This is a genomic window from Paraburkholderia sp. GAS32 (assembly GCF_050434225.1).
Classification (GTDB): Bacteria; Pseudomonadota; Gammaproteobacteria; order Burkholderiales; family Burkholderiaceae; genus Paraburkholderia; species Paraburkholderia madseniana.
Genome location: NZ_JBNPVS010000003.1, coordinates 29,959 through 51,399, shown reverse-complemented (window position 1 = coordinate 51,399; position 21,441 = coordinate 29,959). Strand labels below are relative to the sequence as shown.

General features: G+C 61.8%; 24 protein-coding genes. 9 read left to right on the top strand and 15 right to left on the bottom strand.

Annotated elements, in window-relative coordinates; all coding sequences use genetic code 11:
- Positions 1-14: 14 nt before the first annotated feature.
- From P3T25_RS04155 to rhaM, 5 genes are read right to left on the bottom strand one after another with little or no spacing between them, the layout of a single operon-like run.
- A complete protein-coding gene (locus tag P3T25_RS04155; protein ID WP_429357567.1) occupies positions 15-1,031 on the bottom strand; it encodes an ABC transporter permease in 1,017 nt (338 codons plus the stop codon).
- Entirely contained in the window at positions 1,024-2,082 is a 1,059-nt protein-coding gene (locus tag P3T25_RS04150) for an ABC transporter permease (protein ID WP_429357566.1), read from the bottom strand. The genes P3T25_RS04155 and P3T25_RS04150 overlap by 8 nt, the downstream gene beginning before the upstream one ends.
- A complete protein-coding gene (locus P3T25_RS04145; protein WP_171928832.1) occupies positions 2,079-3,608 on the bottom strand; it encodes a sugar ABC transporter ATP-binding protein in 1,530 nt (509 codons plus the stop codon). The genes P3T25_RS04150 and P3T25_RS04145 overlap by 4 nt, the downstream gene beginning before the upstream one ends.
- A gap of 53 nt (positions 3,609-3,661) precedes the next feature.
- Positions 3,662-4,555: an amidohydrolase family protein gene (locus P3T25_RS04140; RefSeq protein ID WP_171928831.1), complete on the bottom strand. Its 894-nt coding sequence runs from the start codon at positions 4,553-4,555 to the stop codon at positions 3,662-3,664.
- 41 nt (positions 4,556-4,596) lie between these two features.
- Positions 4,597-4,920: an L-rhamnose mutarotase gene (gene rhaM / locus P3T25_RS04135; protein ID WP_429357565.1), complete on the bottom strand. Its 324-nt coding sequence runs from the start codon at positions 4,918-4,920 to the stop codon at positions 4,597-4,599.
- A 140-nt stretch (positions 4,921-5,060) separates the two neighbouring features.
- Between rhaM and P3T25_RS04130 the strand changes: the two genes are divergently transcribed.
- Complete coding sequence (locus P3T25_RS04130; RefSeq protein ID WP_266259730.1) at positions 5,061-6,059, top strand: LysR family transcriptional regulator; 999 nt, start codon at positions 5,061-5,063, stop codon at positions 6,057-6,059.
- 29 nt (positions 6,060-6,088) lie between these two features.
- On the opposite strand, the gene P3T25_RS04125 is transcribed toward P3T25_RS04130, so the two are convergent.
- The 6 genes from P3T25_RS04125 to P3T25_RS04100 all read right to left on the bottom strand — a co-directional run bounded on the left by P3T25_RS04125 (position 6,089) and on the right by P3T25_RS04100 (position 12,385).
- On the bottom strand, positions 6,089-6,871 hold the full coding sequence (locus tag P3T25_RS04125; RefSeq protein WP_168435553.1) for an SDR family NAD(P)-dependent oxidoreductase: 783 nt from the start codon (positions 6,869-6,871) through the stop codon (positions 6,089-6,091).
- Positions 6,872-6,946: 75 nt separating this feature from the next.
- On the bottom strand, positions 6,947-8,125 hold the full coding sequence (gene rhmD / locus P3T25_RS04120) for an L-rhamnonate dehydratase (protein WP_171928829.1): 1,179 nt from the start codon (positions 8,123-8,125) through the stop codon (positions 6,947-6,949).
- Positions 8,126-8,174: 49 nt separating this feature from the next.
- On the bottom strand, positions 8,175-9,503 hold the full coding sequence (locus P3T25_RS04115) for an MFS transporter (protein WP_408517088.1): 1,329 nt from the start codon (positions 9,501-9,503) through the stop codon (positions 8,175-8,177).
- Between the two features lie 101 nt (positions 9,504-9,604).
- Entirely contained in the window at positions 9,605-10,357 is a 753-nt protein-coding gene (locus tag P3T25_RS04110; protein WP_054035966.1) for an SDR family NAD(P)-dependent oxidoreductase, read from the bottom strand.
- A 170-nt stretch (positions 10,358-10,527) separates the two neighbouring features.
- A complete protein-coding gene (locus P3T25_RS04105; protein WP_429357564.1) occupies positions 10,528-11,775 on the bottom strand; it encodes an MFS transporter in 1,248 nt (415 codons plus the stop codon).
- Between the two features lie 301 nt (positions 11,776-12,076).
- Positions 12,077-12,385 (bottom strand): hypothetical protein, encoded by a 309-nt coding sequence (locus P3T25_RS04100; RefSeq protein WP_429357563.1) that lies wholly within the window; start codon positions 12,383-12,385, stop codon positions 12,077-12,079.
- Between the two features lie 203 nt (positions 12,386-12,588).
- Here P3T25_RS04100 and P3T25_RS04095 point away from each other — a divergent pair, with 203 nt between their 5' ends.
- The 3 genes from P3T25_RS04095 to P3T25_RS04085 all read left to right on the top strand — a co-directional run bounded on the left by P3T25_RS04095 (position 12,589) and on the right by P3T25_RS04085 (position 13,492).
- Positions 12,589-12,780 carry a hypothetical protein gene (locus P3T25_RS04095; protein ID WP_154558407.1) on the top strand — a complete coding sequence of 64 codons (192 nt, stop codon included), beginning with the start codon at positions 12,589-12,591 and terminating at the stop codon, positions 12,778-12,780.
- Between the two features lie 62 nt (positions 12,781-12,842).
- Positions 12,843-13,028 carry a hypothetical protein gene (locus tag P3T25_RS04090; RefSeq protein WP_154558406.1) on the top strand — a complete coding sequence of 62 codons (186 nt, stop codon included), beginning with the start codon at positions 12,843-12,845 and terminating at the stop codon, positions 13,026-13,028.
- A gap of 137 nt (positions 13,029-13,165) precedes the next feature.
- Positions 13,166-13,492 (top strand): H-NS family nucleoid-associated regulatory protein, encoded by a 327-nt coding sequence (locus P3T25_RS04085; RefSeq protein WP_093636065.1) that lies wholly within the window; start codon positions 13,166-13,168, stop codon positions 13,490-13,492.
- 66 nt (positions 13,493-13,558) lie between these two features.
- Here the strand turns inward: P3T25_RS04085 and P3T25_RS04080 are convergent, their stop codons facing one another.
- From P3T25_RS04080 to P3T25_RS04070, 3 genes are all read right to left on the bottom strand, one after another.
- Complete coding sequence (locus P3T25_RS04080; RefSeq protein WP_429357562.1) at positions 13,559-14,080, bottom strand: low molecular weight phosphatase family protein; 522 nt, start codon at positions 14,078-14,080, stop codon at positions 13,559-13,561.
- Between the two features lie 212 nt (positions 14,081-14,292).
- Positions 14,293-14,493, bottom strand: coding sequence for a hypothetical protein (locus P3T25_RS04075; protein ID WP_171928825.1), 201 nt, complete (start codon positions 14,491-14,493; stop codon positions 14,293-14,295).
- Between the two features lie 297 nt (positions 14,494-14,790).
- The gene (locus tag P3T25_RS04070) at positions 14,791-15,471 is read right to left on the bottom strand and encodes a J domain-containing protein (RefSeq protein WP_429357561.1); all 681 of its coding nucleotides are present in this window, start codon (positions 15,469-15,471) and stop codon (positions 14,791-14,793) included.
- Between the two features lie 468 nt (positions 15,472-15,939).
- Between P3T25_RS04070 and P3T25_RS04065 the strand changes: the two genes are divergently transcribed.
- The 5 genes from P3T25_RS04065 (at position 15,940) to P3T25_RS04045 (ending at position 21,063) form a co-directional block, all read left to right on the top strand.
- Positions 15,940-16,599 carry an NADPH-dependent FMN reductase gene (locus tag P3T25_RS04065; protein ID WP_429357560.1) on the top strand — a complete coding sequence of 220 codons (660 nt, stop codon included), beginning with the start codon at positions 15,940-15,942 and terminating at the stop codon, positions 16,597-16,599.
- A 483-nt stretch (positions 16,600-17,082) separates the two neighbouring features.
- Entirely contained in the window at positions 17,083-17,298 is a 216-nt protein-coding gene (locus P3T25_RS04060; RefSeq protein ID WP_154558403.1) for a transcriptional regulator, read from the top strand.
- A gap of 175 nt (positions 17,299-17,473) precedes the next feature.
- Complete coding sequence (iaaH, locus tag P3T25_RS04055; protein ID WP_266259738.1) at positions 17,474-18,928, top strand: indoleacetamide hydrolase; 1,455 nt, start codon at positions 17,474-17,476, stop codon at positions 18,926-18,928.
- A 72-nt stretch (positions 18,929-19,000) separates the two neighbouring features.
- The gene (locus P3T25_RS04050) at positions 19,001-19,783 is read left to right on the top strand and encodes a CDP-diacylglycerol diphosphatase (protein ID WP_429357559.1); all 783 of its coding nucleotides are present in this window, start codon (positions 19,001-19,003) and stop codon (positions 19,781-19,783) included.
- A gap of 212 nt (positions 19,784-19,995) precedes the next feature.
- A complete protein-coding gene (locus P3T25_RS04045; RefSeq protein ID WP_429357558.1) occupies positions 19,996-21,063 on the top strand; it encodes a fatty acid desaturase in 1,068 nt (355 codons plus the stop codon).
- Here the strand turns inward: P3T25_RS04045 and P3T25_RS04040 are convergent.
- Positions 21,044-21,175 (bottom strand): helix-turn-helix domain-containing protein, encoded by a 132-nt coding sequence (locus P3T25_RS04040; protein ID WP_233468800.1) that lies wholly within the window; start codon positions 21,173-21,175, stop codon positions 21,044-21,046. The genes P3T25_RS04045 and P3T25_RS04040 overlap by 20 nt on opposite strands.
- Between the last annotated feature and the right edge of the window lie 266 nt (positions 21,176-21,441).

The window sequence follows — 21,441 nt, the reverse complement described above, 5'->3', positions numbered from 1 at the left end:
GTTTTAAGAGAACGTTATAAAGAAGAAGCGGACTTCGCGATGAAACGCCGGTCACGCGCCGCACGCCAGCGCGCAACCAGATTGGGAATCAGCACCGATGCCAGCAGCAGCACGCCAGTGACGATCGTCAGCGTTTCGCTCGACACATCGTCGAGCGTCAGCGCGTTTTTCAGCACGCCGATAATCAGCAGCGAGAGCAGGACGCCGAACACCGAGCCGCGTCCGCCGAAAATACTCACGCCGCCGAACAGCACTGCCGCGATCACGGACAATTCGAAGCCTTCGCCGTTATCGCCGCGTGCACTGGTGAAGCGCAGCGTGTAGACGATGCCCGCCAGCGCGCTCATCGCGCCGGACAGCACGAATAGACGCAGCCGGATCTTCGCGACTTCGATACCGGAAAAAGCCGCCGCGGTCGGATTCGCACCGATTGCGTAGAGGCTGCGGCCAAACGCCGTAGACTGCAGCAGCACGGTAAACAGCACCGCGCCGACGATCACGATCGCAAAAGGCAATGGAATGAAAGTCGAGCCGACCGTGTCCATGCCGAACGCTGTATAAGCTGCGGGAAAATCCGCGACCGCCTGATCGCCGAGCAGCACATACGCGAGGCCGCGAAACAGCGCCAGCGTGCCGATGGTGACCGCGAGCGAAGGCAGATTGAGCTTGACGATCACGAGGCCGTTCAGCAGACCCGCCAGCGCGCCGGCAATCAATACCAGCACGATCACGACCGGCATCGGCAGGCCCATGTGCCACAGCACGCCCATCAGCGCACTGGACGCGCCCAACACCGACGCCACCGAAAGGTCGATTTCCGCGGCGACGATAATCAGCGTCATGGGCAGCGCCATCAGCGCGATCTCGGTCAGATCGGCGAGGATGTTGCTGACATTCGCACTGGTGAGAAACACCGGCGACAACAAGCGCCCGAGCACGAGCGACAGGGCCAGTACGATGACCAGCAACACTTCCCATTGCAACGGCGTTTCGCGTTTGCGCGTGAGCAGCGCGGAATCGGGTTTAGCCATGATCGCGTTTCCTCATCATGCGTTTGGCGACGGAGCGGGCCAGCAAGGTGTCGGCGGTAATGGCGGCGACGATCAGCGCGCCCTGAATCGCCTGCTCCCAGAATGGCGAGACGTGCAGCACGACGAGCACGATGCTGATCACACCCAGCACGAGCGCACCGAGCGTGGCGCCGAGGATGGTGCCCACACCACCGGTGATCGCCACGCTACCCACCACGGCGGCGGCAACGACCTGCAACTCGATGCCCTTCGCAGTGCTTGCATCGACGGTGCCGAAGCGCGCGAGCCACAATGCGCCCGCGAAACCGGCAATCGCGCCGGACAGCAGAAAACCCGCCATGACGCGACGTTCGACGTTCACGCCGGCAAGCCGCGCCGCCTCCGGATTCGAGCCGATTGCATAGTGTTCGCGTCCGCCGCGAAACTGCTTCAGATAGACAGCCAGCCCGGCCAGCACGACGATCGCGATCAACGCGAGCGTCGGTATGCCGAAGAAAGTGCCGGTAGCGAGACGGGAAAACGCGTCAGGCAAACTGGTCGCGTTGATCTGGCCGCCGTGTACCCACGCATAGTCCGCGCCGCGGAAGATGTAGAGCGTGGAGAGTGTTGCTACCAGCGATGGCACGCGCCCCACGGCAACGAGCAATGCATTGATACTGCCCGCCACCAAACCGATTGCCAGTCCGGCCAGCAACGCGACAATCACCGGCATATGCGGAAACGCAACGTACAGGCTGCCGACCGCATACGCGCTGATGCCGACCGTCGACCCCACCGACAGATCGATATGCCGCATCAGGATGACCACGGTCATGCCGGCCGTCAGCAAGCTGATGATCGACACGTTGAGCAACACGTCGCGCAGATTCTGCAGATTCAGAAACTGCGGTTTTGCGAGCCCCGTACCCACGATCAGCAGAATCAGCACGACGAAGAGCGTCGTTTCGCGGCTCTTCGCAATGCCCGCGATGAAGCCGCCCGGCGCGCTGCCGGTGCGCTTGGGGGCTGACGCCTGAACCGGCGCGGGATGGGTCGTCGAATGGCGCATCATGCCGCGTTCCCCAACGGTGGAACCGGTTGGCCGAGCGCCGCGCCCATGATGCGTTCTTCGTCGGCTTCGGCGCGCGCGATGTCCGCGCTGATACGTCCCTCGTGCATGACCAGTACGCGATCGGCCATGCCGAGTACTTCCGGCAATTCGCTCGAAATCATCAACACGGCCATGCCATCGCGCACCAGTTCCGCCAGCGCGCCATACACCTCGGCCTTGGCGCCGACGTCGATGCCGCGCGTGGGTTCGTCGATGATCAGGACCTTTGGATTCGTGGCGAGCCACTTGCCCAGCACGACCTTCTGCTGATTGCCGCCGGACAGCGTGCCGACCGGCGCATTCGGGTCACCCGCTTTGAGGCGCAAACGCGTGCCCCACTGATTGGCCAACTGCGTTTCGCTTCGCGTGGAAATCAGCCCATGTTTGACGAGACGTCCAAGCACCGTCATCGAGGCATTGCGCGCGACACTCAACTCCAGTGCCAGCCCTTGCTGACGACGGTCCTCCGGGACCAGCGCGAGGCCGGCACGCACCGCGGCGGCCGGACTGCCTGCGGTGAGACGTTTACCGCCAATCGAAATTTCACCCGAATCGAGGGGATCGATGCCGAAGATCGCGCGTGCCACTTCGCTGCGCCCCGCGCCGACGAGGCCGGCCAGCGCGACGATCTCGCCTGCGCGGACGTCGAAGGAAATATCCTTGAAGACGCCGATGCGCGTGAGTCCACGCACTGACAATCGCACTTCGCCCGGTGGCCGGTCGGCCTTGGGATAGAAGGTTTCCAGATCACGGCCCACCATCTTCGCGACGATGGATTCGGTGGTGAGATCGGCGGTGAGCCCATCGAATACCTTCGCGCCGTCGCGCATGATCGTCACGCGTTGCGTCAACGTGAACACTTCATCGAGTCGGTGCGTGATGAACAGAATCGCCACATCACGCTCACGCAGCTTGCGCACGATCGCAAAGAGCCGCTCCACTTCCGGCAGCGACAAGGCGGCGGTTGGCTCGTCCATGATCAGCACGTTCGCGTTCAACGACAACGCCTTCGCAATTTCGATCACCTGTTGATCGGCAATCGAGAGCCCACGCACCAGTTGATCCGCACGCAGATCGACCCCGAGCGAGGCCAGCAAACCATCCACTTCGCGGCGCATGGCGTCGTACTGAATGCGGCCGATCCGGTCGACCGGCTGCCGCCCCATGAAGATGTTCTCCGCGATCGAGAGATCGAAGAACAGCGTCGGCTCCTGATAGATCACCGCGAGACCCGCGTCGCGTGCTTCCGCCGGCGTTGCAAATCGGCGCGCCACGCCGTCGACCAGCAGTTCACCGGTATCCGGCTGATGCACACCCGCGAGAATCTTCACGACCGTCGATTTGCCCGCGCCATTCTCGCCGAGCAATGCATGCACTTCGCCCGGCCACAACGCGAGATCGCCGTCGGATAACGCACGGACCCGGCCGAATGATTTGCTCGCGTGCCGTAGTTCGAGCCTGGGCACAGCGGATGGGGATTGCTGCACTACGTGTCTCCTTCTTTTTTGCTTTCGGGAATGCGTCAGACGCGGCAGGTACGTCAGATACGATAAAAACGCTCCGCGTTACGGCAAAACAGCGCCTCTCTTTCAGCATCGCTCGCGCCGTCGACGATCGACGCGTACGCGTGCCACAAATCCTGGTAAGAGCCGAACAGCCGATCGACCGGAAAGTTCGACGCGAACATCGCGCGCTCGACGCCGAACGTATCGATCGTCTCAAGCACATAAGGCCGCAGGCTTTCGATGGTCCACAGATGATCGAACATGGCGAGTCCGCTGATCTTCACCGCGACATTCCTGCAACTCGCAAGCGTCCGCATACCTTCACGCCACGCGCGATAGCCGGCAACGCTGCTGCGGTCCACGAACATCCCCGCATGATTGACGATAAAAACCGTATCCCCATGCGCGCGCGCCAACCCAGCCGCCTCCTCCATCTGCGACGGATACAGTTGCAGATCGAACGACATGTCGTAACGGCGCAGCAACGCAAAATGTTCGCGCCACTGCGGCTCGCGCATGAAATGACGGCCTACGTAATCGAACAGCTTGTTCTCGTGCACATTCAGGATCTGCCTGATGCCACGGGTATTGGCGAACGACGCATGCGCTTCGAGCAGTTCGGGTGCGTTCGCCGCGGACAGATCCACGGCGGCGACAATCGCATCCGGCATGCCACGCGAGGCCGGACGATCCGCAATGGACTGCAACCAGCGGGTTTCCTCGACCGGATCGGCAGGATCGTGATTCGCCTCTACGTGCACCAGTTTCAGCACCTCGATATCGCCCGCCTCGCCGAGCAGATCATCGAGCAGATAGTCGTGCTTCAGATCGCGCGCGTCACCCACGAACGACACGCCCGGGTTTTCCAGCCACGGATAGCGATGCGTCCTCAGATCCCACAGATGGATATGCGAATCGACAACCTGCATGCGACATCCTCCGCCCTTCAGGCCAGGCACAGTCAGCTACGTTAGCTAAGCGAATTCAGATGAAAGACCGGCTCCAGCGGTTGTTGAAGCGGCGTATGGTCAGGGGCCGTCTGCATGATGTCGGCCATGTAATCCCACCATTTGCGCATCACGTCGAGTTGCGGCAGCGCGTTCATGGTGTGATTCGTGCTGCGCGTCAGAATGGCGAAAAGGTAATCCGAGTCTGCGTCGAAGAAGATCCGATAGTCGCGCACACCGGCGTTGTGCAATGCATCAACCAGTTCAGGCCAGATTTGCGCATGACGTCGTTCGTATTCCTCGCGCATGCCGGGGTTGAGCACCATCCGGAAAGCGATTGTTTCCATTGCGGCCTGTCTCCCGTCGTATCCGGGCGCTTTCCCTGAGAAGCGTAGAAGCGTCTGGTACGACTATAATTCCTGCGTCGATAGCATCTCAATCCGTTGTTGGGATTGGGCGATCCACAAACCGAATCGCACCCGGAACCATGAGCCAACACTCAGCCGCCATCGCACTCGTCAATCGGCTCAAGTTCAAGCATCTGGCGCTGCTCGTCGCGCTCGATGACGCGCGCAATCTTCACCAGGCCGCCGAGGCCATCAACGTCGCGCAACCCAGCGCGAGCCGCATGCTCGGCGATATCGAGGAAGCGTTCGGCTTCCTGCTGTTCGAGCGCAACGCGCGCGGCATGACGCCCACGCCGCTCGGCGTGGTCACGCTGGCGTATGCGCGGCGCGCGCTCGCCGAATTGACCCGTTTCGCCGAAGACCTCGACGTCAAACGCCGCGGCGGGCATGGACAGTTGACCGTCGGCGCGATCATGGGCGCCGCGCCCGATCTGCTGGCCATGGCGGTCGCCGCCCTGAAAACCGAAAGCCCTCTGCTGAACGTGCGCATTCTTGGCGAAACCAGCGACCAGGTCGTGCAATTGCTGCATCGCCGCGAAGTCGATCTGGCGCTTGGACGGCTGACCAGTCCGTTGCAACACAACGATTTCAGTTTCGAACCGCTCGCGCGCGAGACGTTGCTGCTGGTGGTGCGTTCGGTGCATCCGCTGGCGCAGCGCTCGCGCATCACGTTGCGGGAGCTGATCGACTGGCCGTGGGTGGCGCAACCGGTCACCAGTCCAGCGCGCGTGCTGTTCGAAGAGGAACTCGCGCGTGCGGGTCTTGCGACACCCGTCAACCTGACCGAGTGCGCGTCGATCTTCGCCACGCTGCAATTGCTCGAGAACTACGACGCCGTGGCCATGCTGCCCGAGTCCGTGGTGCGCGATCATGTGCGTGGCAAGCTGCTGGTTGCGCTGCCGCTCGAGATCGGCAAGAGCCTCGCCGGCTTCGGCATTCTCACGCGCAAGGAAGAAGCGCTCGCCGAACCCGCGTTGCGCTTTATCGATTTGCTGCGCGGTTTCTCGCGCAAGCTCGCACGCGACGATCCCACCGCGACCGCGACTGAGCCTGTGATCGTATCCGCACCGGCTAGTTGATGTCACCATCGTGAAGTCGCCATCGCCCGTTACTGCAAGTTGACAAACAGGCCGCCGTCCACCAGCAGCGCGGCGCCTGTTACATAACGCGCGCGGTCGGAGGCAAGGAATACCACGCAATCGGCGACGTCCTCCGGGCGGCCCAGTCTGCCCAGCGGAATACGCTTTTCGAAGTAGGCTCTTTTAGCTTCGTCGGCGAGATCTTCCGCGTTCAGGTCGGTCGCGATCGTGCCGGGCATCACCGAATTGCAGCGAATGCCGTACGGCCCCAACGCCACCGCGCATGACTGCATCAGCGAATGCACACCGGCTTTGGTCGGCGTGTAGTGGGTTTGCATGCCGCCGCCCACCAGCGCGCTGATCGAACTCGTCGCCACGATCGCACCACCCGTGCCCTGGGCTTTCATCTGCTGCGCGGCGGCTTGCGTAACGTAGAACGCCCCGTTCAGATTCACTGCCACCGTCGACTCCAATACCTCGGGCGGCATGTCGAGAAAGGCGTGAAACGGACAGATGCCGGCGTTGCTCGCGAGCACATCGACTTTGCCGAAGGCTTCGACAGTGCGGCGAACAAGTTCCTGACCGGTTTCGCGTAAGGCGACATTCCCTTCGATCGCGATCACGCGCCGCCCCAAGGCTTCAATTTCGCCGACCACTTCCGCGACGGCCGAACGTCGCCCATACGATGCGTCGTTATCGCCCCAGTAGTTGATCGCCACGTCCGCACCTTCGGTTGCGCACGCAACTGCTATCGCGCGGCCGATGCCACGCGAGCCGCCGGTAACGATCACGACCTTGTCCTTGAGCAACACGTCATTCTCCTGTTGGCTGGATCGATAAGATGTCTTGCGGGTTGAAATCTAGTCCAACCCACCTTCAATAAGCATTCAGCGTGGATAAGGCCGCACCAGCGCGCACTCCGGATTGAGCCGCACACCGAAGCCCGGCGTGTCGGGCACTTTCATCCGTCCATTCACGGGGACCGGTTCATCGAGCAGCAGCGGCGTGAACATCGGCACGACTTCATCCGCCTTCGGCGCCATCATCAGAAACTCGGCGAACGGTGAGTTGTGCCGCGTGACGACGAAGTGATAGCTATACACCGACGAACCGTGCGGCACCACCATCACATTGTGGGCATCGGCGAGCGCGGAGATCTTGATGAGTTCGGTGATGCCGCCGCACCAGCCCACATCCGGCTGAATCAGATCGCAGCACTGCATCTCCAGCAGCATGCGAAAACCCCAACGCGTCGCTTCGTGCTCGCCGGTCGACACCATCATGCCGCGCGGCACGTTGCGGCGCAGTTCGGCGTAACCCCAGTAGTCGTCCGGCGGCAGGCACTCTTCGATCCATTTCAGACCGTACTCGTGCGCGGCCTGCGCGAGCCGCGTTGCATACGGTACGTCGAGGCTCATCCAGCAGTCGTACATCAGCCAGAAGTCATCACCTACACGGCTACGCATCTCGGCGAGCTTCTCCAGATTCTTCTTGAGACCCGCCTCGCCTTCAGCAGGACCATGCTGCAACGGCAATTTGCCGCCGATGAATCCCATCTCCTTAGCCAAGTCCGGACGCGCACCAGTCGCGTAGAACACGAGTTCGTCGCGCACCGGGCCACCCAATAGTTGGTACACCGGCTCCTTGCGCACTTTCGCAAGCAAATCCCACAACGCGAGATCGACGCCCGAGATCGTATTCAGCACCACGCCTTTGCGGCCGTAGTACAGCGTCGAGAAATACATCTGATCCCAAATCTTCTCGATGTCGGTGACGAGCTGGCCTTCCAGAAAACGTGCGAGATGTTTTTCAACGATGAACGCGCCGATCTCACCACCCGTCGTCACCGCAAAACCAACCGTGCCGTCGCTCGCTTCGATCTCGACCACCAACGTGCCGAGCACATTGATGCCGAATGACTGCCGGCTCTCGCGATACTCCGGATAACGCGCCATCGGCGTGGCAATGTGGTCGTCGATCCAGTGTCCATCGGGTTGATCGTGATAGTCCGCGCCGCCACCGCGGACGATGAAGGCACGCACGTGCCGGATAGTAGGCATGGCCATGAAAAGGGCTCCGTTATGGGTGCGTCGAACGTGCAGCCAAAAAATGCGCCTAGCGGGCGCGGTGCAGTAATTGTTGGAAAGACCCGCTTGATTGGACGCCGTCACGACGTAACAGCGTGCCGATCATGAGCGCCGCCAGCAGACTCGACACGCCCAATACGATCAGCCCCGCCGAGGTCGACGAAAACGCCCGTTCCGCCGCAGTGCGCAGGCTCGGCGCAATAAATCCACCGAGGCCGCCGAGCGAATTGATCAGCGCGATTCCGCCCGCCGCTGCGGCACCCGTGAGGTAGCGCGTCGGGAATGTCCAGAACAGCGGTTGCGCCGCGATGAAGCCGCTGGCCGCACAGCACAGCGCGATCAGGCCGATCGACGGGTTATGCGCGAGCCCCGAGGCGCCGATGCCGAGACCCGCGAGCACCAGCAGCGCAACCGCCCAGCGCCGGTGTGCACCCGTACGATCCGCTCGACGCGGCACGTACCACGTGACAGCCAACGCACACAGCCATGGCAGCGCGCCGACGAGGCCAACGCGCAAACCGACCGTCGTGCCGAGCAAAGCCGCCACCTGCTGCGGCAAATAGAAGATCACGCCGTAGACGCTCATCTGAATCAGCAGATAGATCGCCGAAAGCAGCAACACACGGCGGTCCACCAGCGCAGCGAGAATATGACGCGGCCCATGCGCCGATGCGGCGAGCGCATCGTCATCAAGCGCGCGGCGCAAGGTGGTGCGCTCCTGCGCGTCGAGCCACTGGGCGTCTTCAGGACGGTTGTCGAGATACCAGAACGCCCACACGCCGACCAACGATGCCAGCGTCCCCTCGATCAGAAACAGCCACTGCCAGCCGGCCAAACCCATCGCGCCATGCAGTTCGAGCAAGGAACCCGACAACGGACTGCCGAAGATGAACGCCAGCGGCGCACCGAAATAAAACACGCCCACCGCACGCGCTCGCGCCGCTTGCGGAAACCAATGCGTCAGGTAATAGATCACGCCGGGGAAGAAACCGGCTTCGGCGACACCAAGCAGAAAACGCAGCGAGTAGAAAGCAGTCGGCGTATGCGCAAGACACATCGCCGCCGAGACGAGCCCCCAGGTCACCATGATCCGGCACATCCACGCGCGCGCACCGACCTTGTGCAGCAGAAGATTGCTCGGTACTTCGAACAATGCATAACCGACAAAGAACACGCCCGCGCCGAAGGCAAAAGCCGCATTGGACAAGCCCGTGTCGTGCTGCAACGCTTTCTGCGCGAAGCCGATATTGGCGCGATCGAGAAACGCCAGCACGTACATCAGCAAGAGAAACGGCAACAGCCGGCGCATGACCTTGCTGTTGATCGCCTCCAGTGAAGCGGGCGAATGCGGATTCATGTCGTCTCCTTCACAGAGCATGCGGGTCGCGCTCTGCGTTGTTCCACCTTTCTTTTGCACCGCCACTGCAACTGCTACGGCTTAGGCGACGCTGTGACGACTCAGTAAGTGGCGCGGCCGCCGGACAGGTCGAATACCGAGCCGGTGCTGAAAGCGCAGTCTTCGGAAGAAAGCCAGAGAATCAGCGACGCCGCTTCTTCCGGCAACAGAAAACGGTTCATCGGAATCTTCGAGAGCATGTAGTCGATATGCTGCTGCGACATCGAATCGAAGATTTCCGTTTTTGCCGCCGCGGGCGTGACCGCATTGACGAGGATGTTCTTCGTCGCAAGTTCTTTGCCGAGGGATTTGGTCAAGCCGATGAGCCCGGCTTTGGAGGCGCTGTAGTGCGAGGCGTTCGGGTTGCCCTCCTTGCCGGCCACCGACGCGATATTGACGATCCGGCCATACCCCTGCTTGAGCATCTGCGGCACGACCGCGCGACAGGTGAGATACGGGCCGATCAGATTCACGTCGATCACGCGGCGCCAGACCTCGGGGTCCAGCTCCCACGTCGTGCCGTTGCCGCCGGTGATGCCGGCGCAGTTGATCAGCACGTCGATCGCGCCATGGGCGGCGACCGTTTGCGCCACCGCCTGAACCACTGACGCTTCCTGGGTGAGTTCAACTGTGACGGCGGTGACTTTGCCGAGTTCGCTGAGTTCGCGCTCGCTGCGCGCGAGGCGCTCGGCGTCGATGTCCCATAGCGCGACCGACGCGCCCGAGTTCAGCGCCCGTTGAGCCACTGCGTAGCCGATGCCGCGCGCGCCGCCGGTAATGGCGACAACACGCCCCTCCAGATCGATTCGATTCATCGCTGTGCTCCTGTAGCAGGCCCGAGAGGCCTGCCGTTCAGTTGTTGTATTTCTGCTGTCTGTGCTTTCGTCCAGCAAATATACGAGCGGTGCGATGCGCTAACAATCCGTGTATTGGAGGGGCCGATAACAAAATCGGATCGGTTGACGTGGCGCTCGACGCTTACCGGCTAATCAGTACACGCCGGACACGCCATCGCTTCCGCTGGCACTTCCTGCTTGCTTCGTCCGAAGCTCGCGAGCGCCGCGAGTCCCAGCAGCGCCAAACCGCTGCCGAAGAGAAAGTCGGCGGAAATACCGACATGGTCGACCACCACGCCACCAATGAGCGATCCCAAAGCAATGGCAACCTGAATGATGCTGACAAACAGCGCCGAGCCCGCTTCGGGCGAATCCGGCGTGGCGCGCTGAATCCAGATGCTGAGACACAGCGGCAGTGCGCCGAACGAAACACCCCACGCGAGTACGAGCGCGGCGACCCCGATTGGCGATTGTTCCAGCAACGGCATTGCCAGCAGCGCGAACATGAGCAGAGAAACCATCACGCCCAGAGACACTTTCAGATTACGCGTCACCGTCGACGAAACGGCGAAGTTTGAGAAGAACCCAATAATGCCGAAGCCGAGCAGCAGCCACGTAATCGTCGACATCGTGAAACTCGCGTTATGCAGCAGAAACGGCGTGATGTACGTGTACGAGGAGAAATGCGCGCCGAATACGAGCGCCACCATCAGCATGCTTCTACGCGGATGCGGGCGGCGCAGCAGCGCCACCAGATCGCGCAGCCGCAAGGCGGTGGTCGACGGCAACGACGGCACGAAAACGAACTGCGCCACGAGCGCGATCGCGACAAGCACGCCGGTTGCCATAAACGAAGCACGCCACGACGCGAAGCTGGCGATGAATGTGCCGAGCGGCACACCGATCACTGTCGCGCAGGTCACGCCGGTCAGGATCGTCGCCATCGCTTTGGCTGAATCTTTCGGCTGCACGAGGCGCCCCGATGCCGCCGTTGCCAGCGTCCAGAAGCCGCCCAGCGCCGCGCCGAGCAACGCGCGTCCGACCAGCATGAACAGGAAATCGGGCGCGAAGGCGGAAATCAGATTCGACGCCAGCAGCAAGGCCGTGAGCAACAGAAAGACACGCCGGCGATCCATCCGTCCGGCCACCAGCATCAAACCGGGCGCCGAGATGGCGGCAATCACGCCCGGCACCGTGACCATCAGCCCTGCGGTGCCAGGCAGCACACCCAGATCCGCCGCTATATGCGGCAGTAGTCCGACAGGTAAAAACTCCGTGGTCACGAACGCGAACGCACCGATTGCAACGGCCACAACGGCGAGCCAGGAACGCAGGGACGACGAAGCCCCATCGTCCGGCGAGGCAATGCTCGCCGGCAGATTATCTTCCATCAACATAGTATTGTTTGCGAGTAACTAAACAACGGGTGGGATTGGAGCAGTCACCGGACTAATCAAATCGCAGACTGCAAATCATGAATAAAAAAGCAGGCGGTATTGGCCTGCTTATGATTGCGATCGGAAAAGACAGCGAGTGAAAACCCGAATGGAACACACCTTAACATCGTATTAAATCTCCCGCTGACGACTCCGTAAAATTGCACTCGGGCGTGTGGGTATTCCGATCAGGGTGCCGTGCGCGAATGGAATTGGAGGCGGTGCGTTCTGCTCCCCCACCGCCTCCTGAACTGCCGGCCTGCTATCGGCCGAAATAGATCCGGCATTGCGGCCCGGAAGCGCACGGCCGCTCCTGTCGGCCTCCCACTTCCGTAGCGCCTGCGGCCACCCCGCCATAGGAGGCGTTCTGCACCGGTTGCCCGGCCGGCATCGCGGTCCGCACAGTGTCACCAAACGACATGTCGGTGGTGTCCTGCACTGATTCGTTTGCGTTCTGCATGAGCGCCCGGCCCGACGCGGCTTCGCCCTGCTGGCTGTCCAGTGCGCCGGCTGTGCTCGGCGCCAGAAACAGAGCGGCGCTTGCCAACGCCATCAATAAACGTAGTTTCATGTCCAGACTCCTCGAATCCGGCGCAGCAGCGCTTAACCCCTTCAAAAAAAGAAGTAATCCGCGAAAAAACGTCGTGTCATCAAATCGAACTGACGAACTGACAAAGGGGCGAATGCCTATGCGGGACTGCTGCGGCGAGTCACCGAACTAAACGAGTAAATAGTTGCCAGGCCTGAAACCGATGTCGGGCGTGCACGCGCGGCTTGCCGGAAGCGGTCGCCACCAGGCTGGAAACGCAGATTGTTGCTCCGCTGTTTCGTTATAGGTCGGCCACTCAGGATTTCAATCCCGGCGGTGCAGGCGGCCTTGGCGGCACCGGCCGCCGTTCGATCGGCGACATGCAACAACAAAATCAGGCTGGCCGGCGCGTGCGTTACCCGAACAGTGCGTTATGATGCTGGCATAACGCACAAAAATCGGCCCCGCGCGAGGCACCGGCGAGAGACGGAGCGTCGACATGAGACCGACTGTTCGCAATCATTGCATTGTCATCACCGTTTTTTCCATTGCGGCCGTAGGGCTTACCCAGCCGTACCTGCCGCGCGGCGGAGCGCTTGAATATTCACTGATTGGCACAGTCAGCCTTATAGGCGGGCTTGTTGGGCATATGCTGTACCGCAATGTATGGGGCGACGTTCTTTGACGCTGCCGCTGGAATTTCCTTCGATCAATAACCTTACCGCGAGCGGACCCCATCTACGTGGGCTCAATGCTTTCGCGGCTTCCCCTTGCAATCTGTAACTGACAGAACGCCGGACGCTTTAGAAGGACGAATATCTTATGGACGAAAGGAAGCGAGATAGCATGATTGCGTATCTCCGCCACCGCATGGAAGAGTTTGGTATCAAACCAGAAGACCTCGCCGCCGTGCTGGCGGCCGAACCGAAGGGGCAAAAGGCTGAACGCTACCGCAGCGCAACGGGAGATAGCTGGGATGGCCAGGGCGAAATGCCCCAATGGCTTAAACAGGCAATTAGCGCTGGTCAATCAATCGACCACTTCGAATTATCGGCCACGCCGGCACCCGCCCCGCAGCCGAAAAAACAGGTGGATTGGCTAAACGACCCATTCGCGGGAAGTCCGCTTGCGCGCCCGAACAACCGCTAAGCCGTCTGATCGCCAAACCGCTGGAGCAAAGGCATAACCCCGTACTGGTTGACGCGCCGGGGCCGTTCACACGTTGCACCGAATGGCGGGACTCGTCGCGTCGCTCTTCGATGCACACGATGCGTCGCCGGCACGAGTCGGCGCCGCCGCGTACTGCGGCAATTCGATAAACGTGCTGGCCTGCCGGACGATTTGCCAGAACACCTTTTCGAACGAACGGACTCGCTCCGGCTCGAGCATGCCATCGGCAAGCGGATCGGCAAAGATCCAGCTACACAACGCAGGTTCTCCGGGAAAGCGCGGCGCATGATGCCCGGCGACGCACGCGTCCATGGCGATGACGAGGTCCATCCGCGGCGCCCATTCGCCGGTGAATTCCAGCCAGCTTTTCGGGCAGAGCACGCCGAGGTCCGATATACCGGGCCGCAATTGCGCGATCGCAATGGGATGAACGCGCGTGGCCGGCTCCGGCCCCGCGCTGAACGCTTCGAACCGGTGTCCAGCCAGTTCGCGCAGTAAAGCTTCGGCAATGATGCTACGTGCTGAATTCTCGCGACAGAGAAACAGCACCTTGTATTTTCTAGTCACGCTCACCCCGTGTTTTTTTATCTCTCTCTATGCGCAATTGTGCCGGCCTAGTCTTGCGTCCTCGTGACACTACGATGACGTAATTTGTTGCGCCACAAGAATTTGTACCAGGACGGTCAACCCACGGGTATCGCGCGCTGTATTGGCGACGAAGTGTAGCAGCGCAAAGTCGAATCTTTCATTATGCCGACAACTGCGCCGCAGGCATCTCCTCATACGGAAGCCCCGCTGTCGCGCTGTTCGGACACGATCCGGTTCGCGGCGTCGCTTGCGCCGTCAGACGCCGCCGGTGACGGTTCGAACAGCATCGCCGCAGGCTGCGCGCTGATCGACTTGACGCCGTTCGCAATGCCGGGCGCTGCGACGTACGGGATAAACGCCGCCATCGCAACGACAAAAATAAAAGTAACCATGGCCGTCGTGCCTCTCGGAATCTGCAACGTGGAGGTCAAGCGAAGCGGGTCTTTCGCGGGGAAATAGAGTCAGCAACAAGGAGAGGAGCAGCGGGCACACATACAACCTGTGCCCGACGTGCTGATGCGTCCGCCACCCGCATGCGTGGCAATGAAGAGCCGTCGCTTCACGCCGACGCTCGAACGACACATGTCACGGACATGTCTTTGATTCTAGAAGCGGATATCCCAACGCCGAAGGCCGCTCTCCATATCAATTCGGCCTACGTCTCGGGTCTACCGGCCAGAACTGTCTGTTCAAAACCGCAAGCCGTTCAGGAACTGGAACCAGAGTCCACCCAGTACGCCGGCCGGATGAGCATCGCTGGCACTTTCTTCGTGCTTGCCTGGGTTGGCGTGCTTACCTGGTGCGTCACGATTGGCGGCGGCGTCGTTCACCGTCGTTGCCTCCGCTTTGGCTGAAACGTCGGGGACGTCCTTCGCTTTTGCTGCCGCCTCGGCCGCGACCTCCGCCTTCTCCGCCTCGCGCCGCGCCGCCTGCAAGGCCGACACGCTGTCCGCGACCTGCGCGGCCCGCTGCGCCTCGCATCGACGTCCTAGCAACACGCCGAACAGCACGTCGCGATTGTGGCCGTCGTCGGCGAAACGCATGGCGAGCGACACCATCTCGGCGTAGGCTGCTTCGTCCGCGGCACGCGCCGCCGCCTCACGTTCGGCCTGTGCTTTTTGCTGGCGGGTGCGCTGCGCTTCCCAGCCGCGCATCTGCTCGGCATAGACCGCGTCATACACCTTGCGCTGTGCGGCGTCGGAGAGGATCGCGTACGCGTCCTTGATTTCCTGGAAGGTAGCGCGCGCAACTTCTTCGGCGCCGTTGTTGCGGTCCGGATGCCATTTCATCGCGGCCTTGCGGTAAGCCCGCTTGATTTCTTCGTCCGTGGCGTGCGCGTGCACACCAAGCGTGTCATACAGGGTTGCCATTGCTTGTTCGACCTCGCCGTGATTCGCGTTGCGGACCATCGTAGCATGCAAAAAACGGCTTTATCGTGAAGCGGCAAGCGCTGGCGCCACTGAAAGGCCAGACGAAAAAAAGGCCCCGCCAGTGGCGAGGCCGAATCCCATGTCAAGGAGATGTCATGGAGGAGACGACTCGATCATAGCCGCGTGTCATCGCGCCCCCAAACAATGGTTCGCCATATGCTTATCCGGGGCGGCCTCAACTGCATTGCACCGGGCGGCGTATGTGGATCGAAAACGGCTTCGAAGCATCCGTCAGACGACCCACTGAGCCGCCGATAACCCCGCGCGGTTATATCGTTAGAACAAAAAGTCGCTTCGCCCGGCTCGCGGCGGTCATTAAGATGACACTTCAAAGTCCGGTTCGCCCCGGTTCGTCTACGCGCAGCCCCGCGCCAGCGTCCCGTGAGCCGCTACCGAAGGAGCATTTCGTTGACCAGTTTCGACCATCACCGCCGGCCGCTCGTCATCGGCATCGGCGGCACGACACGCGCGGCGGCGTCGACCGAGCGCGCACTCGGCTTTGCGCTGCGTGGCGCGGAAGCCGCGGGCGCGAATACCCGCCTGTTCGGCGGCACCTTCCTGCATAGCCTGCCCCACTACGCTCCGGAAAACCCTCAACGCACGGCCGAACAGCTCGAGCTGATCGAAGCCGTGCGCCATGCGGACGCGCTGATCATCGCGACGCCCGGCTATCACGGCGGCGTCTCGGGCCTCGTCAAGAACGCACTCGACACGCTCGAGGAGCTGCGCGCCGATGAACGGCCGTATCTGGATGGCCGCGCGGTCGGCTGTATCGTCACCGCCTACGGCTGGCAGGCTGCCGGCTCGGTGCTGACGTCGCTGCGCTCGATCGTCCACGCGCTGCGCGGCTGGCCGACGCCGTTCGGTGCCGGGATCAACACGCTGGAAACGCGCTTCGACACCGTCGACACCTGTTCCGACGCCAAGGTCGTCGATCAGCTCGCCACGGTCGGCCAGCAGGCCGCGCAATTCGCCCTGGCGTTCAACGCGCATCGCACGCCGACGGCCGCGCCGCTCGGCAATGCAGTCAAGGAAGCGCAACCCGCCCGGTTGCTGCACGCGGTTTAGCGCCTTTGCGTACGGCGTCGAGGATCCACGCTCGCACTTGCGGGTCCTCGACGCACTCGCGTTTGCACTGAACCGGCGGCCATCCCGCTGCCTCGACGAACCATTCGACGCATGCGTGCGTTTGCCTCCTCTCCCCGCCAACCGCAGCATCCTCCAACGATACTTTCAAGGCCGACAAGCCGCGCCATGCGCGTTCGAACGCGCTCGTGTTTCCGCTCGCCCAAACCGTGCGCCACACAACAGACCGTACGCCCACAACGCCGGATAGTGTGTTCGAACGCTGCGACTATCGTCCGATCCGGCCTCCTGAAGACCGTTCCCGAACCTCGCTGATTTGCTTACGACGAAAGATTGGTTCACCCGCTGCGCGGCGCGGCCTACGCTTGATCCTGCCCGCTCACTCACCGGTTGCCTGACGCACAGGGTTGCGTCCCGCGCGCCGGCTCCTCAGCAATACACGCGGGCACACTCACTGCCACGACCATGAATTCAAATATCCGCTACAAGGGCTACGAAGTCGCACCGGCTGCGCAACTGCTGCCCAACGGCCTGTTCGCCGCCAACCTGACCATCGAGAAAACGTCTGCAAGCCAGGGCCAGGCTTATTCGTTCGACGCACTCGACTACTTCTTCGACGAAGAGCACGCGCTCGCCTATGCGTTCCGTTGGGGACGCATGTGGATCGACAGCCGCAAGTAACGCCGGCAGACTCGTCCGATAACACCCAGGCGGTCACGCCGGTCTCGCGCGCAGAACCAGAGAAGACCGTCCACCCCGCGAGCCGGCAAACGCAGGCCACCTTGCGCCACCCGGCGTCGATTCTTAAGCGGCTGTGCCAGAATAGGCGATACCTCAGTTAAAGGAGACGCCTGCGATGACATGGACCGTCGATCAACAGTTGGCCCTAACCGCAACCGAAGCGGTCGCCGCGATCCAGTCCGGGCGCATCAAGGCCGCCGACTATATGGCCACGCTGCTAGCGCGCGCGGCGTCGCTCTCGAGCCTCAATGCGCTCACCACGCTCGACCTCGACGGCGCGCTGGCCGCCGCGCAGCGCATCGATGCATTGCCGCCCGAAGCAAAAGCGCAATTGCCGCTCGCCGGTTTGCCCATCGTCGTGAAGGACAACATCAACACAGCCGGTTTGCAGACCTCGGCGGGCACGCCCGCTTTGGAAGGCTTCGTACCGAAGACGAACGCGCCTTCAGTACAACGGCTTCTCGATGCCGGCGCGATCATCCTCGGCAAAGCCAACATGCACGAACTCGCGTTCGGCATCACCAGCACGAACTTCGCCACGCACGCCGGGCCGGTGCGCAATCCGTACGACCCCACGCTGATTCCCGGCGGTTCGTCGGGCGGCACCGCTGCCGCGATCGCCGCGCGCATCGTGCCCGCCGGTCTGGGCACCGACACCGGCGGCTCGACTCGCATTCCGGCTGCGTTGACCGGCATTGCGGGGTTTCGTCCGTCGGTTGGTAACGGTGGGGCCGAACGGCGTTATCACGACCCGGATGCGGTCGTGCCGATCAGCCATACGCGCGATACGGTGGGGCCGATGGCGCGCACGGTTGCCGATATCGCTTTGCTCGACGGCGTGATCACCGGAACGGGACCGTTGCCCGCGCTCACGCTGAACGGTTTGCGCATCGGCCTGCCCGAGCCGCTCTGGGAAGGGCTCGAACACCAGGTGGAAGACGTTGCACGCGCCGCCTTGCGCCGCCTCGAAGCAGCAGGCGTCACCTTCGTGCCTGTAGCGATGAGCGAACTGGAGACCTTGAACAGCCACGTCGGCGGACCGATCGCGATCCACGAGCCGCGCGAGGACGTGCTCGCCTGGCTCGTCGCCAATAACGCGCCGGTAAAGACAGTCAGAGAAATGGCAGCCCGCATCGCGAGCCCTGACGTGCGCGCGATCTACGACGGCGTGCTCGCCGACGTACTCGGCGCTCATTACGACGCAGCGCTGAAGCAATGGCGGCCGCGCTTGCAGCAGTATGTCGCGGCGACTTTCGCGGACGAGCGTCTCGATGCGCTGCTGTTCCCCACCACGCGCCTCGCTGCGGTGCCGATCGACGACCTGCACGGCTCGTCGACGGTATCGATCGATGGCGCCGCGCCAATCGATACGATGGACGCGTTCCTGCGCAATACCGACCCGGCCAGCACGTCCGGCATTCCGGGCTTGTCGCTGGCGGCTGGGATGACTGCCGGCGGCCTGCCGGTCGGCCTGGAACTGGATGGCCCGCTCGGCGAGGACCGGCGGCTGCTGGCGATCGGCGTCGCCTTCGAACAATTGCTCGGCGTGCTGCCAGCGCCGGTGCTTTGACGGCTTTGAAAATGCCGTCGAAGGTGCCAATGAAGATGTCGCTGAACACGCCAGTAAAAACCGCCGATCCGCATGCCGATGACCGTACCCAAACCCGCCCGCATTCGCCAAACTATTCTGCGCACCGCCGCCGCATTGGCGGTCGCCTTCACCGCCGTCTCCTGCGCGCGTCTTGCTACAGTCGATTCGAACGCGCTCTGGAAAATTGTCGATATGCGCTGCGTGCCCTCGCAACAGGCCACCGGCACGCCGGGCCAATGCACGGTCGTCGATCTCGACAAACGTTATGTGATCCTGAAGGATATTGTCGGCCGCTCACAGCATCTGCTGATTCCAACCGACCGCGTCACCGGCATAGAAAGCCCATTCGTGCTTGCGCCGAATGCACAAGACTACTGGGACGACGCGTGGGTGTCGCGGCTCTACGTCGATAAGTCCGTCAAGCGATCCTTGCCCGACAATCAACTCGGCATCGAGATCAACTCGCAATTCCGCCGCACGCAAAACCAACTGCATATCCATATCGATTGCATGCTCAGCAAGGTGAGCGACGCCTTGGCGCGTCACGCGAAGGACACACCTGGCGAGTGGCGCTGGGATACGCTCGACGGCCAGCGCTACCGGATCATGCGCGTCACCTCGCTCACTCAGGCGAGTAATCCGTTTCGCATCGTCGCGCGTGATAACAGAGGCGCTGCGGCGATGGCCATGCAAACCATCCTCGTGACGGGTGCGGGGCCGTCGGCGGAGAAGGACGGCTGGCTCGTCGTGAATAGCGGCCTCGACGTCGGCAACGGCAGCGGCTCGGCGGAAGGCTTGCTCGATCACGCTTGCCGCGTGGCGGACGATAAATAAGCGTCTGTTACCGATCGCCCGGACAGTATCCGCGAGGACCTTGCACGGCGGTCGGCGCGCCGGGTGCTAGCGGCTTGGCGCTGCGCAAGGGCTGGCGATGTGCCCCCCCGCTTTTGCACATATGCGCAGATGCATTGCTGAACAAAATGGTTCTAGTCGCGTGAATTGGTCCGTAGGATCGGTCTAAACCTGCATTCCGACCGATCCAGCCGATGGCGATTTATCTCAACGACACGCAACGTAAAACACTCGCCAAACAGGCTGTAAGCTGGACATGGCGCACGCAATGGCCGACGTGGCTGCTGATCGCTACAATCTACGGTGGATGGTTCGGTGTGGCAACGCATGCGCGTGGGCTCGGCCTGCCGCTGACCACTGTGCTGCTGGCGTTGCTGGGTGCGTGGTACATGTCCCTGCAACATGAGTTGCTGCACGGCCATCCGACGCGTTGGCCGTTCGTCAACGCACTATTGGGATTCGCGCCGCTCGCGGTGTGGTTTCCGTACAGCGTCTATCGTGATTCGCATCTTCAGCATCACGACGACCCGCATCTGACGCTTCCTGAGTGCGATCCCGAAAGCTACTTCGTCAGTCAGCGCGTGTGGCAACGTGCGGGTTTGGCGATTCGCGCGCTGCTGACCTTCCGCAATACGTTTATCGGCCGCCTGCTAGTCGGGCCGGCTTTTGCCATAGCGGCAACGGGTGTCGATGAATTCCGCAGTATCAAACGTGGTGATTTGCGTTATGTGCCGATGTGGGTCGCGCATCTGGTTGCGTTAGCCGCGCTGACGGTGTGGCTTCAACGCGTCTGCGTAATTCCCGCCTGGGCGTTTATCGTCGGCGCGGGTTATGGGTCGTTGTCGTTAGGTTCAATCCGCTCGTTTCAGGAGCATCGGGTGGCACATGCTCACGAGCATCGCACCGTCATCAACGAAGCGGGATGGTTCTGGCGGCTGCTGTTCCTGAACAACAACTACCATCTCGTGCACCACGACTTGCCGCATGTTCCGTGGTTTGCACTTCGGACGGTTTATGAAACGTCCCGGCAGCAGTACATAGAACGCTCAGGAGTCTTTCTGGTACGGGGTTACAGCGAATGGCTGAAACTTTATGCGTTCGCTTCGGCTGCGCCTCCGGTTTACGGGGATCTATCCGGGTTGATTCGGAGTAGTCCGCTTGCTTCCGACAGTTACCACGAACAGCGTGCTGCGATCGATCAGCCTGCCCTTTCGGTCCTCACCTCGCGTGCGCAGCTTGCGCCTACTGCGCCCTTGTCTTAACAGGCCTACCAGCTCGCTCCGGCTTCCAGTCATTACGCATCAACTCCCGGCTGATCGTGCTGCGCGAGCGCAGCAAAGCGGGCGCAATCTCGCTTGATCTGCAGTTCTCCATCTTCATCGCAAAGATCACGCCGCGCGCTTCGGCGCTCAGACGTGCGTATATTTTTCCCATGCAACGCATCCGTCTCGCACTCGTCGACAAGTGCTCTCGCGTCGACCGCGACCCTGTTGCCCATTTCCGGCGTCCAGAGGTGATTCAACTGGCTTGTCAATATACCGAAGCGTATTGTAATAGTTTGGGTTAGGGAGTCGTTTTCTTAAGGATTGGAGTGCAAACATTAACCCGTGCCTCGTCAACTGCAAAACATTCGCGACATA

Bases quoted from the DNA above. Each gene is read 5' to 3' on its own strand.
- P3T25_RS04155 (WP_429357567.1), bottom strand. From the start codon at position 1,031: ATGGCTAAACCCGATTCCGCGCTGCTCACGCGCAAACGCGAAACGCCG.
- P3T25_RS04150 (WP_429357566.1), bottom strand. From the start codon at position 2,082: ATGATGCGCCATTCGACGACCCATCCCGCGCCGGTTCAGGCGTCAGCC.
- P3T25_RS04140 (WP_171928831.1), bottom strand. From the start codon at position 4,555: ATGCAGGTTGTCGATTCGCATATCCATCTGTGGGATCTGAGGACGCAT.
- rhaM (WP_429357565.1), bottom strand. From the start codon at position 4,920: ATGGAAACAATCGCTTTCCGGATGGTGCTCAACCCCGGCATGCGCGAG.
- P3T25_RS04130 (WP_266259730.1), top strand. From the start codon at position 5,061: ATGAGCCAACACTCAGCCGCCATCGCACTCGTCAATCGGCTCAAGTTC.
- rhmD (WP_171928829.1), bottom strand. From the start codon at position 8,125: ATGGCCATGCCTACTATCCGGCACGTGCGTGCCTTCATCGTCCGCGGT.
- P3T25_RS04115 (WP_408517088.1), bottom strand. From the start codon at position 9,503: ATGAATCCGCATTCGCCCGCTTCACTGGAGGCGATCAACAGCAAGGTC.
- P3T25_RS04110 (WP_054035966.1), bottom strand. From the start codon at position 10,357: ATGAATCGAATCGATCTGGAGGGGCGTGTTGTCGCCATTACCGGCGGC.
- P3T25_RS04105 (WP_429357564.1), bottom strand. From the start codon at position 11,775: ATGTTGATGGAAGATAATCTGCCGGCGAGCATTGCCTCGCCGGACGAT.
- P3T25_RS04100 (WP_429357563.1), bottom strand. From the start codon at position 12,385: ATGAAACTACGTTTATTGATGGCGTTGGCAAGCGCCGCTCTGTTTCTG.
- P3T25_RS04090 (WP_154558406.1), top strand. From the start codon at position 12,843: ATGAGACCGACTGTTCGCAATCATTGCATTGTCATCACCGTTTTTTCC.
- P3T25_RS04085 (WP_093636065.1), top strand. From the start codon at position 13,166: ATGGACGAAAGGAAGCGAGATAGCATGATTGCGTATCTCCGCCACCGC.
- P3T25_RS04075 (WP_171928825.1), bottom strand. From the start codon at position 14,493: ATGGTTACTTTTATTTTTGTCGTTGCGATGGCGGCGTTTATCCCGTAC.
- P3T25_RS04070 (WP_429357561.1), bottom strand. From the start codon at position 15,471: ATGGCAACCCTGTATGACACGCTTGGTGTGCACGCGCACGCCACGGAC.
- P3T25_RS04060 (WP_154558403.1), top strand. From the start codon at position 17,083: ATGAATTCAAATATCCGCTACAAGGGCTACGAAGTCGCACCGGCTGCG.
- iaaH (WP_266259738.1), top strand. From the start codon at position 17,474: ATGACATGGACCGTCGATCAACAGTTGGCCCTAACCGCAACCGAAGCG.
- P3T25_RS04050 (WP_429357559.1), top strand. From the start codon at position 19,001: ATGCCGATGACCGTACCCAAACCCGCCCGCATTCGCCAAACTATTCTG.
- P3T25_RS04045 (WP_429357558.1), top strand. From the start codon at position 19,996: ATGGCGATTTATCTCAACGACACGCAACGTAAAACACTCGCCAAACAG.
- P3T25_RS04040 (WP_233468800.1), bottom strand. From the start codon at position 21,175: ATGGAGAACTGCAGATCAAGCGAGATTGCGCCCGCTTTGCTGCGCTCG.